Origin of the sequence: Streptomyces sp. G5(2025) (genome assembly GCF_049542075.1) — a bacterium.
GTDB lineage: Bacteria > Actinomycetota > Actinomycetes > Streptomycetales > Streptomycetaceae > Streptomyces.
Genome location: NZ_JBMUZT010000006.1, coordinates 4,302,549 through 4,316,481, shown reverse-complemented (window position 1 = coordinate 4,316,481; position 13,933 = coordinate 4,302,549). Strand labels below are relative to the sequence as shown.

13 protein-coding genes and 1 pseudogene are annotated in these 13,933 nt (G+C 71.6%); 2 read left to right on the top strand and 12 right to left on the bottom strand.

The window, feature by feature from the left end; genetic code table 11:
* Positions 1-286 precede the first annotated feature (286 nt).
* The 6 genes from ACOBQB_RS30440 to bldG all read right to left on the bottom strand — a co-directional run bounded on the left by ACOBQB_RS30440 (position 287) and on the right by bldG (position 6,726).
* Positions 287-484: a hypothetical protein gene (locus tag ACOBQB_RS30440; RefSeq protein ID WP_423596197.1), complete on the bottom strand. Its 198-nt coding sequence runs from the start codon at positions 482-484 to the stop codon at positions 287-289.
* 202 nt (positions 485-686) lie between these two features.
* Positions 687-2,210 (bottom strand): DUF7059 domain-containing protein, encoded by a 1,524-nt coding sequence (locus tag ACOBQB_RS30435; RefSeq protein ID WP_423596195.1) that lies wholly within the window; start codon positions 2,208-2,210, stop codon positions 687-689.
* Positions 2,211-2,320: 110 nt separating this feature from the next.
* On the bottom strand, positions 2,321-2,911 hold the full coding sequence (locus ACOBQB_RS30430) for a small secreted protein (RefSeq protein ID WP_423596193.1): 591 nt from the start codon (positions 2,909-2,911) through the stop codon (positions 2,321-2,323).
* A 233-nt stretch (positions 2,912-3,144) separates the two neighbouring features.
* Complete coding sequence (locus tag ACOBQB_RS30425) at positions 3,145-5,547, bottom strand: sodium-translocating pyrophosphatase (RefSeq protein ID WP_423596191.1); 2,403 nt, start codon at positions 5,545-5,547, stop codon at positions 3,145-3,147.
* A gap of 315 nt (positions 5,548-5,862) precedes the next feature.
* Positions 5,863-6,303, bottom strand: a complete 441-nt coding sequence (locus ACOBQB_RS30420) for an ATP-binding protein (RefSeq protein WP_423596189.1) — start codon at positions 6,301-6,303, stop codon at positions 5,863-5,865.
* An 81-nt stretch (positions 6,304-6,384) separates the two neighbouring features.
* Positions 6,385-6,726 carry an anti-sigma factor antagonist BldG gene (bldG, locus tag ACOBQB_RS30415; protein WP_423596187.1) on the bottom strand — a complete coding sequence of 114 codons (342 nt, stop codon included), beginning with the start codon at positions 6,724-6,726 and terminating at the stop codon, positions 6,385-6,387.
* An 80-nt stretch (positions 6,727-6,806) separates the two neighbouring features.
* Between bldG and ACOBQB_RS30410 the strand changes: the two genes are divergently transcribed.
* On the top strand, positions 6,807-9,263 hold the full coding sequence (locus ACOBQB_RS30410; protein WP_423596185.1) for a DEAD/DEAH box helicase: 2,457 nt from the start codon (positions 6,807-6,809) through the stop codon (positions 9,261-9,263).
* 34 nt (positions 9,264-9,297) lie between these two features.
* On the opposite strand, the gene ACOBQB_RS30405 is transcribed toward ACOBQB_RS30410, so the two are convergent.
* A complete protein-coding gene (locus tag ACOBQB_RS30405; RefSeq protein WP_423596183.1) occupies positions 9,298-10,191 on the bottom strand; it encodes a LysR family transcriptional regulator in 894 nt (297 codons plus the stop codon).
* A gap of 190 nt (positions 10,192-10,381) precedes the next feature.
* Here ACOBQB_RS30405 and ACOBQB_RS30400 point away from each other — a divergent pair, with 190 nt between their 5' ends.
* Entirely contained in the window at positions 10,382-10,771 is a 390-nt protein-coding gene (locus ACOBQB_RS30400; protein ID WP_423596181.1) for a VOC family protein, read from the top strand.
* Positions 10,772-10,938: 167 nt separating this feature from the next.
* Here the strand turns inward: ACOBQB_RS30400 and ACOBQB_RS30395 are convergent, their stop codons facing one another.
* From ACOBQB_RS30395 to ACOBQB_RS30375, 5 genes and pseudogenes are all read right to left on the bottom strand, one after another.
* Positions 10,939-11,352 carry an Rv3654c family TadE-like protein gene (locus ACOBQB_RS30395; RefSeq protein ID WP_423596179.1) on the bottom strand — a complete coding sequence of 138 codons (414 nt, stop codon included), beginning with the start codon at positions 11,350-11,352 and terminating at the stop codon, positions 10,939-10,941.
* The gene (locus tag ACOBQB_RS30390; protein ID WP_423596177.1) at positions 11,349-11,834 is read right to left on the bottom strand and encodes a TadE family type IV pilus minor pilin; all 486 of its coding nucleotides are present in this window, start codon (positions 11,832-11,834) and stop codon (positions 11,349-11,351) included. The genes ACOBQB_RS30395 and ACOBQB_RS30390 overlap by 4 nt, the downstream gene beginning before the upstream one ends.
* Positions 11,821-12,048 (bottom strand): DUF4244 domain-containing protein, encoded by a 228-nt coding sequence (locus ACOBQB_RS30385; RefSeq protein ID WP_423598853.1) that lies wholly within the window; start codon positions 12,046-12,048, stop codon positions 11,821-11,823. The genes ACOBQB_RS30390 and ACOBQB_RS30385 overlap by 14 nt, the downstream gene beginning before the upstream one ends.
* A 137-nt stretch (positions 12,049-12,185) precedes the next feature.
* Positions 12,186-12,999: pseudogene (locus ACOBQB_RS30380) on the bottom strand (type II secretion system F family protein).
* Positions 12,996-13,928 (bottom strand): type II secretion system F family protein, encoded by a 933-nt coding sequence (locus ACOBQB_RS30375; protein ID WP_423598851.1) that lies wholly within the window; start codon positions 13,926-13,928, stop codon positions 12,996-12,998. The pseudogene ACOBQB_RS30380 and the gene ACOBQB_RS30375 overlap by 4 nt, the downstream one beginning before the upstream one ends.
* Positions 13,929-13,933: the final 5 nt, after the last annotated feature.

Sequence of the window (13,933 nt, the reverse complement as noted above, 5' to 3'; positions counted from 1 at the left end):
TCGATCACCGCGGAACAAACCCCTCCGCCGCGCCGGAGCACGGCAGGGCCGCTACCTCTGTACGACCTCCCGGGCCACCCGAGTACGGCCCGGTGGCCCACTGCGGCACGGCCGCCCCTTGACCGGAGCGCGACGCTCCGCCCCCTGACGAACCACCGCCGAGCCGCCGTCGAACCACCGCCGGACCCCTGCCGAACACCCGCCGAACCCCGGCCGACCCCCCCGCCGAAAAGCGACGCCCCGCCTCACCGGAAGGAGAGGGTCCGCAGGCCGCGGCGCGTCGGCTTCACAGCCGCGTGAAACACCACACGCCGAGCAGCAGCGCCCCGGAACCCGCGAGCGCGGCGAGCGTCGCCGATGCGACGGGGCTCACACCCTGGGCGACAGGCTCGTGGCGGGCGGCCCGCACCCCGGTCCACAGCAGCAGTGCGGCGCCGAACAGCGCGAACACCGTTCCGGCGAAAATCGCTGGTGCGCTCTCCATGGCCCTTGCCTCCCCGTACGGCGCTCCGCTCGGCGCTCCCCGCGCGGCCCTGGTCCGCAGGCTGGCACGCGCGGGAATCGGGAGCGCGAAATCGGGGTGAACGTCCGGCGGCCCGCTCACCCGGCCGCCCATACCCGAATTACCGGATCAGTACGAGATGTTGGCCGGTTTCACCACCCCGCCGGGGGCGGCGGGCCAAGCCTTAGGCCTGGACGGGCAGCAGGAAGCCCTGCTCCACGAGGAGCCTGAGCTGCGCGGGCGTCCGGTCCCGCAGCAACACGGGGTCCTCACCCACCAGTTGGGCGATGGCGTCCAGGATCCGCCCGGCGCTCAGCGACCCGTCGCACACACCCGCGAACCCGGCGCCCACCGTGTCCACCTTGGTGGCCCGCCGCATCCCCCGGTGCTGGCGCAGCACCACGTGCTCCGGGTCCTCGGCGCCCGGCAGCCCGACCTGCTCCTGCACGACCTCGTCCGCGAGCTTGAAGTGCGCGGCGAGCAGCGCCGCGTCGTCGTGCGTACGCAGGTAGTCCTGCCGGTCGAAGAACTCCCGCACCGTCTCGCCGAGGGGCTGCTCGACGGGGTGCGGCCACTCCTCGACGGTGATGGACGGCTCGGCGGCGCCGGTCTTCCTGAGCGTGATCCAGCCGAAGCCGACGGCCCGCGTCCCGCGCGCCTCGAACTCGTCCAGCCACGCCTCGTACCGCGCCGCGTACCGCGTGGGGTCCTCGCGGTGGTCCCCCGCGTCGCGCAGCCACAGCTCGGCGTACTGCGTGATGTCCTGCACCTCGCGCTGCACGATCCAGGCGTCGCAGCCGCGCGGCACCCAGGAGCGCAGCCGGTCCTGCCACTCCTCTCCGTCCACGTGCTGCCAGTTGGCCAGGAAGTGCGCGTACCCCCCTTCGTTCAGCCGTGCCCCCGTCTCCTGAACGAGCGTGCGGCACAGATCGTCCCCGCCCATCCCGCCGTCCCGGTAGGTGAGCCGGGCCCCCGGGGAGATCACGAAGGGCGGGTTCGACACGATCAGGTCGTACGTCTCCTCGCCCACCGGCTCGAAGAGCGAGCCCTCGCGCAGGTCCGCCTCCGGGGCCCCGGACAGGGCCAGCGTCAGCCGGGTGAACTCCAGAGCGCGCGGATTGAGGTCGGTCGCCGTCACGCGCGTGGCGTGCTGGGCCGCGTGCAGGGCCTGGATGCCGGAGCCGGTGCCGAGATCGAGCGCGCTGTCGGCGGGCGTGCGCACGGTGAGCCCGGCGAGCGTCGTGGAGGCGCCGCCGACCCCGAGGACGACGCCCTCGTCATGGCTGCCGATGCCGCCGGCGCCGCCCACCGCGCAGCCCAGGTCGGAGACGATGAACCAGTCCTCGCCGTTCGGCCCTCCGTAGGGCCGCACGTCCACGGTGGCCCGCAGCTCCCCGCCCCCCTCGACCAGCCAACCGCTCTCCAGGAGGGCGTCGAGAGGCAGAACATCCGCCACGCGCGCGTGCGGCACGGTTTCCTGGAGCAGGAACAGGCGTACGAGCGCCGCGAGGACACCGTCCGCGCGGGTGGCCCGCAGCGCGGGCACGGTCTCGCTGCGGGCGAGCGCGGCGTACGCGGAGGCGCCGAGCAGTTCGAGGAGTCCGTCGGCGGTGAAGTCGGCGTCGAGCAGGGCCCGGCGCAGGGAGGCCGCCACATCGGCGCGGTCGGATGAGGGCAGGGGGAGGCTGGCGTTACTCACGCCCCCCATTGTGGCCCGCGGCTCATGCCGACGCCCCCGGTGCCGCCATGGGCGCCGGGGGCGACTGGGTCCGCGAGGGAGGAACGTACGGCCATGAGGTGGCAGGCCGTCAGCTCTTGTCAGCTCTTGGTGGACGGCGTGGCGGACGCGCTCTTGCAGCTGTCCTGCTTGGCCATCGCCTTGCCGACGTCCCCCTCCTGTAGCTTCTCCAGCGCTTCGTTGCCGCTCTTGCTCAGCTTGTCCAGCTCGCCCGCGACGTCCTTGAGGCCGTCCGCGAAGTCCGCCTGGTTCTTGGTGTCCAGGCCGTCGACCTGCTTCTTCAGGTCCTCGTACGACTTGGAGATGGCGTTGAGTTCCTTGACGGCGTCGTCGGTCTTCTTCTGTCCGTCGTCCACCGGCGGCGCGCCAGCGCGCTTCACGGAGGCACCCATCGCCTTGTAGGCGTCGGACATGTCCTGGAACGCCTTGGAGTCGGTCTTCTGGACGTCGGCCGGCGAGCTGTTGTCGGAGGTCTCCTTCTGGATCGCGGCGTTGGCGTCCGCGATCTTCTTCGACTGCGGCTGGACGGAGTCACAGACCTTCTTGGCCCAGTCGTCCAGCTTCTTGTCACCGTCGTCGTCGCTGCTGCACCCGGACAGAGCGAGTACCAGTACCGCACCGCCGGACAGTGCGGCTGCAAGCTTCTTGTTCACCGGATTGGTCCCTTCCATGGCTCTCGGCCCCGGAACTTACACGCCAAACGAGCGACAAACGCATGCCGGGGGTCCGTTACAACCGCTATTGCAGCCATTTGCACCAAGGGAGGGTCGGCACAGAGCGCGAGAGAAGGCTCACGGCTTCCCGCGTACGCCGAACGGTCGTCGGGGCGCCCGCACGACAGCGGGCGGACGGCGCATCAAAGTGCGCCGTCCGCCCGCGTGTTGGACGGTGATCCGAACCGGCGTTACGAAACGACCGCCGGGTCGACCGACTTGGCCGTCCGCTCGGCGTTGCCCTCGTCCCCGACGGCGATGCCCCGCCGCTTGGAGACGTAGACCGCGCCGATGATGACCGCGATGGAGAGCCCCGCGATCAGTACCCGCATGCCGACGCTGGCGTTGTCCCCGTAGCTGAAGTTGATGACGGCCGGCGCGATGAGCAGCGCCACCAGGTTCATCACCTTCAGCAGGGGGTTGATCGCCGGGCCGGCGGTGTCCTTGAACGGGTCGCCGACGGTGTCGCCGATCACGACCGCGGCGTGGGCCTCGCTGCCCTTGCCGCCGTGGTGGCCGTCTTCGACGAGCTTCTTCGCGTTGTCCCAGGCGCCGCCGGAATTGGCGAGGAAGACCGCCATCAGCGTGCCCGTGCCGATCGCTCCCGCCAGGAACGAGCCGAGGGCACCGACGCCGAGCGAGAAGCCGACCGCGATCGGCGTGAGCACGGCGAGCAGACCCGGTGTGGCCAGCTCGCGCAGCGCGTCCTTGGTGCAGATGTCGACGACGCGCCCGTACTCCGGCTTCTCGGTGTAGTCCATGATCCCGGGGTGCTCGCGGAACTGCCGCCGCACTTCGTAGACCACGGCCCCGGCCGACCGTGACACCGCGTTGATCGCCAGCCCCGAGAAGAGGAAGACGACCGCGGCGCCGAGGATCAGGCCGACCAGGTTGTTGGGCTGCGAGATGTCCATGACCAGGTTCATCGGAGCGCCGTCGCCGAGTTTCTCGCCGACGTCCTTGGCCGCGGTGGCGATGGCGTCGCGGTACGAGCCGAAGAGCGCCGCCGCCGCGAGGACGGCGGTCGCGATGGCGATGCCCTTGGTGATGGCCTTGGTGGTGTTGCCGACGGCGTCGAGGTCGGTGAGCACCTGCGCGCCCGCTCCCTCGACGTCACCGGACATCTCCGCGATGCCCTGCGCGTTGTCGGAGACGGGGCCGAAGGTGTCCATGGCGACGATGACGCCGACCGTGGTCAGCAGGCCCGTGCCCGCCAGGGCGACCGCGAAGAGGGCGAGCATGATCGACGTACCGCCGAGCAGGAACGCCCCGTACACGCCGAGCCCGATCAGCAGCGCGGTGTAGACAGCCGATTCGAGGCCGATGGAAATGCCGGCCAGGACGACGGTCGCCGGACCCGTCAGCGAGGTCTTGCCGATGTCCTTGACGGGACGCCGGGTGGTCTCGGTGAAGTAGCCGGTCAGTTGCTGGATCAGGGCGGCCATGACGATGCCGATGGCCACGGCGACGAGCGCGAGAACCCGCGGATCGCCGCCGTGGGCCGCGATCGCCCCGTCCGTGACGCCGTCCAGCTGCGCGTACGAGGACGGCAGGTAGACGTAGACGGCGGCGGCCACGAGCACCAGCGAGATGACCGCGGAGATGAAGAAGCCGCGGTTGATGGCGCTCATGCCGCTGCGGTCGGCGCGGCGCGGCGCCACCGCGAAGATGCCGATCATGGCCGTCACGACGCCGATGGCCGGAACGATCAGCGGGAAGGCGAGCCCGGAGTCGCCGAACGCCACCTTGCCGAGGATCAGCGCGGCGACGAGCGTGACGGCGTACGACTCGAAGAGGTCGGCGGCCATACCGGCGCAGTCGCCGACGTTGTCGCCCACGTTGTCGGCGATGGTCGCGGCATTGCGCGGATCGTCCTCCGGAATGCCCTGTTCGACCTTGCCGACCAGGTCGGCGCCGACGTCGGCGGCCTTGGTGAAGATGCCGCCGCCGACGCGCATGAACATCGCGATCAGGGCGGCGCCGAGTCCGAATCCTTCGAGCACCTTCGGCGCGTCGGCCGCGTAGACGAGCACCACACAGGAGGCGCCCAGAAGGCCGAGCCCCACCGTGAACATGCCGACGACGCCGCCCGTGCGGAAAGCGATCTTCATGGCTTTGTGCGAGACGGCGGTGAGATCCTTTTCCGGCTCGCCCGGTGCCGGGGTGGCTTCTCGGGCGGCGGCGGCAACGCGCACATTGCTGCGTACGGCGAGCCACATGCCGATATAGCCGGTGGTCGCCGAGAACGCCGCGCCGATCAAGAAGAAGATCGATCGTCCGGCGCGCTGATTCCAGTCGTCCGCGGGCAGGAGCATGAGCAGGAAGAACACCGCGACGGCGAATACGCCGAGTGTGCGCAGCTGCCGGCCGAGGTAGGCGTTCGCGCCTTCCTGCACCGCCGCCGCGATCTTCTTCATGCTGTCGGTGCCCTCGCCTGCCGCGAGTACCTGGCGTACCAGGACCCCGGCGACGACGAGGGCCGCGAGCGCGACGGCCGCGACGACCATCACGATGAGGCGATTGTCATCTGTCAGGACTGCGGCTGCGAAGGTTGAGGGATGGTCGATCTGATGAGGGGTAGAAAGCCCCGCCATTCGTCCTCCTTGACGCTTGGGCTGAGCTCAAGATGTGGACGGATTGTAGGGAGCAGAACCTGATCAAAACAGAGCGCCGCTAACGCGATTGACCTGAGATTGCCCCTCAGCAAATGATCGCGGGCCATGGACTGGCACCGAAAGCGGTAATGCCTCAAACCCGTTGACGAGAGATCGTCGATCTACATGACTGATCTACGTAATAAATGATCGCAATGAAAAAGGCCCTGTTCACCGTGGCGGTGAACAGGGCCTGCGTGTGCGCGGTCAAGGCAGAAACAGCACGGGGGATCAGGGCACAAACTGCGCGGGGGATCAGGGCACAAGCGGCGCGGGCGTCGTCGGCCAGGTCATCCGGATCAGGCCGCCGGACTCGCCCGCGGTGACCTCGACATCGTCCACGAGACCGCTGATGACGGCGAGACCCATCTCGTCCTCGCCCTCGGCCTCCGGCTCGTCGCCTTCGCCGCCCTGCCCGTCGGACACCCGGCCGCCGGGCGTCGCGCGGGGGGCCTCGTCGCCGACCTCGATGGAGAACTGCTTCTCGTCCTCGGTCAGCGCGACCCGCACGGGCGCCGAGACGCCGCTGCTCTGATGCAGTCCCACGGCACGCGTGCAGGCCTCGCCGACAGCGAGCCTGACCTCGTCGAGAACGGCCTCGTCCACTCCGGCCCTGCGCGCGACCGCGGCCGCCACGAGACGGGCGGTCCTGACGTGCTCGGGCAGCGCGCTGAAGCGGAGTTCAACGGTGGCCATACATCCCCCTCGAACGTACGCACGTGCTGTCAGAGGGCCGGGCCGCGGGCCCGGCCCCCTGCTGTACTGCCGTCACGGACCTCAGTCCGTGGCCGCCACTGCTTCCTCGACCGAGGTGTGAATGGGGAACACCTTGGTCAGGCCGGTGATGCGGAAGATCTTCAAAATGCGCTCCTGGTTGCAGACCAGGCGCAGCGAGCCCTCATGGGCACGCACGCGCTTCAGGCCGCCGACCAGCACGCCGAGTCCGGTGGAGTCGAGGAAGTCCACGCCCTCCATGTCGACGACCAGATGGAAACTGCCGTCGTTCACCAACTCGACCAACTGCTCGCGCAGCTTGGGCGCGGTATATACATCGATTTCGCCACCGACCACGACGACCGTGCGATCGCCGACGGTACGGGTCGACAGGGACAGGTCCACGGATCCTCCAGCACCTTGCTATCGAGCGGTCATCCCTCGGGACACCTCGGCAGAGCCCCCAGGACGGATCGCCAGCCGCGATGGCATTCAATCACTTACCGGCGGGCGTGCACGACGCCTTTGGACCATTGTCCATCCCGCCAGTGACACACTCGATGCCGATGGCCAAAATTTCTCCTCCCGGAAGACCCTCTGCGGGCGCCCCGGCACAGCCGTCCCCGCAGGTGGTCCTCGACCGGCTCACCGCGGGGCCGAGCCGTGCATCGCGCGTCACTCATACGGAGCACTTGCCCCCACGTGCGGCCCGGTATGCAGTCTGGCCGGACCGCATCCGCCCCGAGGTCATATCCGCCGTCCGGGCGGCGGGCATCGAGCGCCCATGGGCCCACCAGGCGCAGGCGGCCGAGCACGCGCTGGACGGCGAGTCCGTGGTCGTCGCGACCGGCACGGCCTCCGGGAAATCCCTGGCCTACCTCACACCCGTCCTCTCGGCCCTCCTCGACGGCTCCGAGGCACCCAACGGGCGTGGCGCCACCGCCCTGTACCTGGCTCCCACGAAGGCCCTGGCGGCCGACCAGCGGCGCGCTGTCCGCGAACTCGCGGCCCCGCTCGGCAACGCCGTACGCGCCGCCGTGTACGACGGCGACACCCCGGTGGAGGAACGCGAATGGGTGCGTCAGTACGCCAATTACGTGCTGACCAACCCCGACATGCTGCACCGCGGGATCCTCCCCTCCCACCCGCGCTGGTCCGCCTTCCTGCGCGCCCTGCGCTACGTGGTCATCGACGAGTGCCACACCTACCGCGGCGTCTTCGGCTCCCACGTCGCCCAGGTCCTGCGCCGTCTGCGCCGCCTGTGCGCCCGGTACGGCTCCAATCCCGTCTTCCTGCTGGCTTCGGCCACCTCCGCCGAGCCCGCGCTCTCCGCGGAGCGCCTGACGGGTCTGCCCGTGCGGGAGGTGGCCGACGACGCCTCGCCCCGCGGCGACCTTGTCTTCGCCCTCTGGGAGCCCCCGCTCACCGAGCTCCACGGCGAGAAGGGCGCCCCGGTGCGCCGCACCGCGACCGCCGAGACGGCGGACCTGCTCACCGACCTGACCATCCAGGGCGTCCGCTCGGTCGCCTTCGTACGTTCTCGGCGTGGCGCCGAGCTGATCTCGGTGATCGCCCAGGAACGCCTCACCGAGGTCGACCGCTCCCTCGCCCGCCGTGTCGCCGCCTACCGCGGCGGCTACCTCTCCGAGGAGCGCCGCGCACTGGAGCGCGCCCTGCACTCCGGGGAACTCCTCGGCCTCGCCGCGACCACCGCCCTCGAACTCGGCGTGGACGTCTCGGGGCTGGACGCCGTCATCATCGCGGGCTACCCCGGTACGCGGGCCTCGCTCTGGCAGCAGGCGGGCCGCGCGGGGCGTTCGGGGCAGGGCGCCTTGGCGGTGCTGGTCGCCCGTGACGATCCGCTGGACACCTACCTCGTCCATCACCCCGAGGCGCTGTTCCGGCAGCCGGTGGAGTCCACCGTCCTCGACCCCGACAATCCGTACGTGCTCGCGCCCCATCTGTGCGCGGCCGCCGCGGAGCTGCCGCTGGTCGAGGAGGACCTCGCCCTCTTCGGCCCGGCCGCCGAGGAGCTGCTGCCGCAGCTGGAGGCCGCCAAACTACTGCGGCGGCGCACGAGGGCCTGGCACTGGACCCGCCGGGAGCGGGCCGCCGACCTCACGGACATCCGCGGCGAGGGCGGCACCCCTGTACAGATCGTCGAGGAGAGCACGGGCCGGCTCCTCGGCACCGTCGATGCGTCCGCCGCGCACACGACCGTGCACGAGGGCGCGGTCCACCTCCACCAGGGCCGTACGTATCTCGTGCGCCACCTCGACCTGGAGGACTCGGTGGCGCTCGTCGAGGAGGCCGTGCCGCCGTACTCCACGACCGCGCGCGACACCACGGCGATCTCCATCCTGGAGACGGACGTGGAAGTCCCCTGGGGGGCGGGCCGCCTCTGCTACGGCTCCGTCGAGGTGACCAACCAGGTCGTCTCCTTCCTGCGCCGGAAGCTGATCACGGGCGAGGTCCTCGGCGAGACGAAACTGGAGCTGCCTCCTCGGACGCTGCGTACGCGCGCCGTCTGGTGGACGGTCACCGAGGACCAGCTGGACGCCGCGCGCGTCCATCCCGAGATCCTCGGCGGCGCCCTGCACGCCGCCGAGCACGCCTCCATCGGCATGCTGCCGCTGTTCGCCACGTGCGACCGCTGGGACATCGGCGGTGTCTCCGTGCCGCTGCATCCGGACACGCTCCTTCCCACGGTCTTCGTGTACGACGGTCATCCGGGCGGGGCGGGCTTCGCCGAGCGGGCCTTCCACACGGCGCGGGAGTGGCTGACGGCCACACGCCAGGCGATCGCCTCCTGCGAGTGCGAGGCGGGCTGCCCTTCGTGCATCCAGTCCCCGAAGTGCGGCAACGGCAACGAGCCTTTGCACAAGCGGGGGGCTGTGCGGCTGCTTTCTGTGTTGTTGAGGGACGCGGAGCCGTCCACCTAGGTCGGCCCTCAGCGGCGGCCGGTGGGCGGCGGCGTCACTCCGCCGGGGGCCGCGTGTCGGCGTCGGCGTCCAGCAGGGCCAGGAAGGCGGAGGCCGCGGGCGACGGAGTGAAGCGGCTCCACACGAGGCGTTCCACCCGCACCGGCCCGTTGGTGACCGGCACGGCCCGCAGACCGGGCAGTTCCGCGGCGAACGTCGCGGGCAGCATCGCGATGCCCAGCCCGTGGCGGACCATCCGGGCCATGAGTTCGACACCGGACACCTCGAACGCGACCTCGCGTCGCAGCCCTGCCGCCGCGAACGCCTCGTCCGACTGGGCGCGGGCCGCGCTGCCCTCGGCGAAGTCCACGAACGCCTCTTCGGCCAAAAGGCAGAGGTCCACCTCCTTCTCCATGGCCAGCGGGTGGCCCAGGGCGACCACGGCTACGTGCTGCCCGTGGGCGAGTTCCCGGTCCCGCACGCCCTGCGGCCGGTATCCGGGCTGTACGCCGAGGAACGCCGCGTCCAGCGCGCCATCCCGCACCTGCTCCACGAGCCGCTCACTGGAGCCGGTCCGCAGGCTGATCCGCACCTGGGGGTAGCGCAGGTGGTAGTCCCGCAGCACCGCCGGGAGGTCGACGGCCGCCACGGTCGGGATCGACCCGACGGCCAACTTGCCCCGTATCTCGCCGGTGGCCGCCGCCACCTCCGCCCTGGCCCGCTCGGCCGCTTCCAGCGCCTGACGGGCAGCGGGCAGGAACGCCTCCCCGGCAGCGGTCAACCGCACCCTACGACTGGTCCGCTCGAACAGCCTTGCCCCCAATTCCCTCTCCAGCCGCCCCACTTGATGGCTCAGCGCCGACTGGACGACGTGGCACCGCTCGGCGGCACGGGTGAAGTTCTCCGTCTCCGCCACCGCGAGGACGTAACGCATCTGCTGGAGGTCCATTCGACGCATCGTGAAACACGATCGATCGAATGACAAACATGCGTTGGACCGATGAATCAGAACTCGACGATGCTGAAGTCAACGGCGAGCCGGGCCAGTCGACGCCTGGCCCACCAGCTACGGGGGCGCCCCCCACCACCACAACAACCGGCGCGGTCATGCCTGCGCCCCCGACTCCACGGAGATGCCCATGCGCGTGATCGCCTTCGACCACCTCGTCCTGAACGTCACCGACATCGAGCGCTCCCTCGCCTTCTACACCGGCCCGCTGGGGTTGCAGCCGGTGCGGGTGGAGGAGTGGCGGGGAGGCAAGGCGCCCTTCCCGTCCGTGCGGGTGAGCCCGACCACCATCATCGACCTCGTCAAGGCCTCCGACGGGCAACCCGAGGGCTCCAACGTCGACCACATCTGCCTCGTGGTGGAGCCGCTCGACTGGCAGCAGGTCATCGGCTCCGGCGTCTTCACGGTGCTGGACGGCCCCGGTGAGCGCTTCGGCGCCCGAGGCACCGCCCTCTCGCTCTACGTGCAGGACCCGGACGGCAACACCGTGGAACTGCGCTGGTACCCGCAGGACGCCTGAGCCCCGGGCCTCCATGCCCTGACGCCTGGCGGCCGCATCACTACGGCTCCGAGGCATGGCCACACTCCGCGCACGGCACGTGGCTCGGTATAGGCGGCGAATCCGCCGGTCCAGCGCGGGACAGGGCCCGGGCTGCCCCCATGCCCTCCCACAGGGCGGCCGCACCACTACGGCTCCGCGGCAACAGCACACTCCGCGCACGGCACGTGGCTCGGTATCGGCGGCGCATACGCCGGTCCGGCGCGGGAGTTGACCTGCACCGAGAAGGGCCCCGCCGAGGCCGAGGCCGTGACCTCGGAGATCTCGCCCCGGACCGCGCAGCGCACAAGCCTCGCCCCCTGCGCCGCCGCCACCCTCTCCGCCCCCGCGCACGCCTTCGACGTCCCCGCCGCCCAACGATCCGCCGCCGCCAGCGTCGCCAAGTCCGCCGCGCCGCCCGCCCGATGCCGGGCCACGACGGCCTGCCCCATCGCGAGCACTGCCCCGCAGACCACGCAGAGCACCACCATCACCACCGCCGACCAGACGGTGGCGGACCCTCGGTCCCGCCCCGAGCCACGCCACGGCACCCCGTCCCTCATAGGCCAACCCCCGCCGTGCCCTTCGCCGACGCCCAACTTTTCGCCGCCGCGGTTCCCTCTGCCGGGGCCGCAGCCTCATTCACTGAGGCCGCCGTCTGCTCCCCCGGCACCACCGTCTCCTCCGCCAAAGCCACCGCCTCGGACCGCAGCCGCAGACCGAGGCCCAGCGCTCGCGGGCCCGGCGCGTCCACGACGACCTCGACCCGCACCAGGTCGCCGTCTCGCCGCACGGACACCCGCGCTCCACGCGGCGCCGCCTGTCTCGCCGCCGCCACGGCCACCGCCTCCGGATCCTGCCTCGCCGCCGCGCGGGCTCCTGCCCTGGCCGCGTCCACGCACTGGATCTGCGCGCACGCGACCAGCAGCGTCCAGACCAGCGCCATGGCGAACAGGACCAGCGTCGGCAGCACCACGGCCGCCTCCGCCGTCACGAACCCCCCGTCCCGGCCCCGCGCCCGCGGCCCACGCTCAGAACGACGCATGGAGTGCCTTCTCCACCACGGCTTGCAGAGCGGCCCTGACCTGCCCGCTCGTCACCACCTTGTAAAGCAGCCCGGCGAACCCCACCGCCGCGATCAACCCCATCGCGTACTCGGACGTGACCATCCCCGCGTCCTTGCCCGCGTCCTTGCCCGCCGCGCGAGCCCGCCGAACCAACGTCCGCGCACCGTTGTGCACACGCATCTCAACCCCCATGAATGTTCTGTGTGTTGCCTCGGCCCTGATGGCGAAGGCAGCCGCAGTCATCGCAGCCATCGCCTCTGTGTTCATCCCGTTGTGTTCATTCGTTGTGTTCATTCGTTGCGTTCATGTGCTGTGTTCCTGTGCTGAGTTCATTCCGCCCGCAGCAGTCCTTCCGCGAGCCCGATCACTACCGGCACCACTCCGACCGCGATGAACGCCGGCAGAAAGCACAGGCCCACAGGCGCCGTCATCAGAACCCCGGCCCTGCGTGCCCTGGCTGTGGCCGCCCGGTCCCGCGCGGCCCGGGCGTCCGCGGCGAGGCGGGCCACGGGCTCCGCGGCCGGCGCTCCCGACTCACCCGCCCGCTCCAGGAGGCGGGCCAGCGGCGCGGCGCCCGGTATAGCAGCCAACTCCCGCCAGGCGTGGGATGGTTCACCGCCCAGCCGTACTTCCGCGGCCCCACGCGCGAGCCGCTCGCCGACCGGGCCCCGCAGCGACTCCCCGACGGCTCGCGCAGCCGCGACTGGACTCGCCCCGGCGGCTACACAAGCCGCCAAGAGATCGGCCGCAAGGGGCAGCTGCCGCTCCGCCTCCACCGAGTGGCCGCCAGCCCCGGCCGACCCGTGAGGCGAGGCCCTGGCGCGCTGTCGGCGCCAGGCGCAGTCAGCCGGCAGCCACTCCCGCCGCGAGCCCACAAGCCCCACCCACCAAGGCACAGGCCAGGCTCGCGACCCCGGCCACCACGAACCAGGCGCGTGCCCTGCCACGCAGCCCCGACCACCGGTCCCGACACCGGCGCCGGACAGCTGGTCTTTCCACGCCCAGAGCCTCCGCGGCCCGCCGCCCCAACGCCCTCTCCCGCCGGGCGGTCCACACCGCCAGCACCAGCCAGAGCACGGCCGTGACACTCCACACCGCCACCCCCAGCCTGTGGACAGAGCTCAACCAACTCACAGAACTCATCGCCCCTCCGCTCCTCGAACGATCCGCAGCGCCCACCACACCCCGGCGCCCTCCAGCACCCCGCCCGTCACCAGGCAGCCGAGTCCCGCTCCCGTGTGCAGCAGCACCCGCAGCGGATCCGCTCCCAGCGCGCTGCCCATCAGCAGCCCCAGCACCGGCAGCCCCGCGAGCATCACGGCGGTCGACCGCGCACCGGACAACTGGGCTCTCAGGTCAGCCCGTTGGTCCCGCTCCACACGCAGCGCACCTTCCAGCCGCTCCAGCCCCGCCGCGAGCCCCGCTCCCCGGTCCACGGCCACGCGCCAACAGGCCGCGAGCCCCGACAACCCCTCCGCCCCCGGCTCCCGAGCCGCCTCCACCAACGCCCCCGGCACGTCCCCACCGAACCGCGCCGCCGCCAGCACGGCACTCGGCCCCGCACCGCCCGGCTCGCCCGCCACCCCAGAGACGGTCCCCCGAGCCACCGCCCCCGAAGGCCCCACCTCCAAAGCCCCGGCCCCGGCAGCGCCCCCACCGGAACCACCACCCCCCTCCCCAAGAACCACCCGCAACGCCTCCCCCGGCTGCCGCCCCGCCCGCACCTCACCCGCGAGCGCCCCGCACAGCGCGATCACCGCGTCACCACACCGCTCCCGCCCCCGGCTTGCGTCCCGGGCCCGCCGCACCCGCCCCGCCACCGGCACCCCCGCCGCTCCCGCGACCAGCGGCAGCAGAGACTCCCCGAGGAGCGCCACCACAGCCCCGGCCACCAGGCACCACCACGCAGGCCGCATCCGGCCGCGCCCGGCGGCGACGGCCAGCCGCCAGGACCACCCGCCCGCCTTCTCCGGCGCCCCGGCCACGAGCACCGCCCGGACCCGCCGAGCCGTGCGGTCCCGGCCGTCCATCAGCCACGCCGCGCTCCCCACGCACACCGCCGCCGCCCACATCGACG

Coding starts and splice junctions, on each gene's coding strand:
- ACOBQB_RS30440 (WP_423596197.1), bottom strand. CDS start 484: ATGGAGAGCGCACCAGCGATTTTCGCCGGAACGGTGTTCGCGCTGTTC.
- ACOBQB_RS30385 (WP_423598853.1), bottom strand. CDS start 12,048: ATGGGGGTTGAGATGCGTGTGCACAACGGTGCGCGGACGTTGGTTCGG.
- ACOBQB_RS30405 (WP_423596183.1), bottom strand. CDS start 10,191: ATGGACCTCCAGCAGATGCGTTACGTCCTCGCGGTGGCGGAGACGGAG.
- ACOBQB_RS30435 (WP_423596195.1), bottom strand. CDS start 2,210: ATGGGGGGCGTGAGTAACGCCAGCCTCCCCCTGCCCTCATCCGACCGC.
- ACOBQB_RS30375 (WP_423598851.1), bottom strand. CDS start 13,928: ATGTGGGCGGCGGCGGTGTGCGTGGGGAGCGCGGCGTGGCTGATGGAC.
- ACOBQB_RS30430 (WP_423596193.1), bottom strand. CDS start 2,911: ATGGAAGGGACCAATCCGGTGAACAAGAAGCTTGCAGCCGCACTGTCC.
- ACOBQB_RS30410 (WP_423596185.1), top strand. CDS start 6,807: ATGGCATTCAATCACTTACCGGCGGGCGTGCACGACGCCTTTGGACCA.
- ACOBQB_RS30400 (WP_423596181.1), top strand. CDS start 10,382: ATGCGCGTGATCGCCTTCGACCACCTCGTCCTGAACGTCACCGACATC.
- ACOBQB_RS30390 (WP_423596177.1), bottom strand. CDS start 11,834: ATGCGTCGTTCTGAGCGTGGGCCGCGGGCGCGGGGCCGGGACGGGGGG.
- ACOBQB_RS30425 (WP_423596191.1), bottom strand. CDS start 5,547: ATGGCGGGGCTTTCTACCCCTCATCAGATCGACCATCCCTCAACCTTC.
- ACOBQB_RS30420 (WP_423596189.1), bottom strand. CDS start 6,303: ATGGCCACCGTTGAACTCCGCTTCAGCGCGCTGCCCGAGCACGTCAGG.
- ACOBQB_RS30395 (WP_423596179.1), bottom strand. CDS start 11,352: ATGAGGGACGGGGTGCCGTGGCGTGGCTCGGGGCGGGACCGAGGGTCC.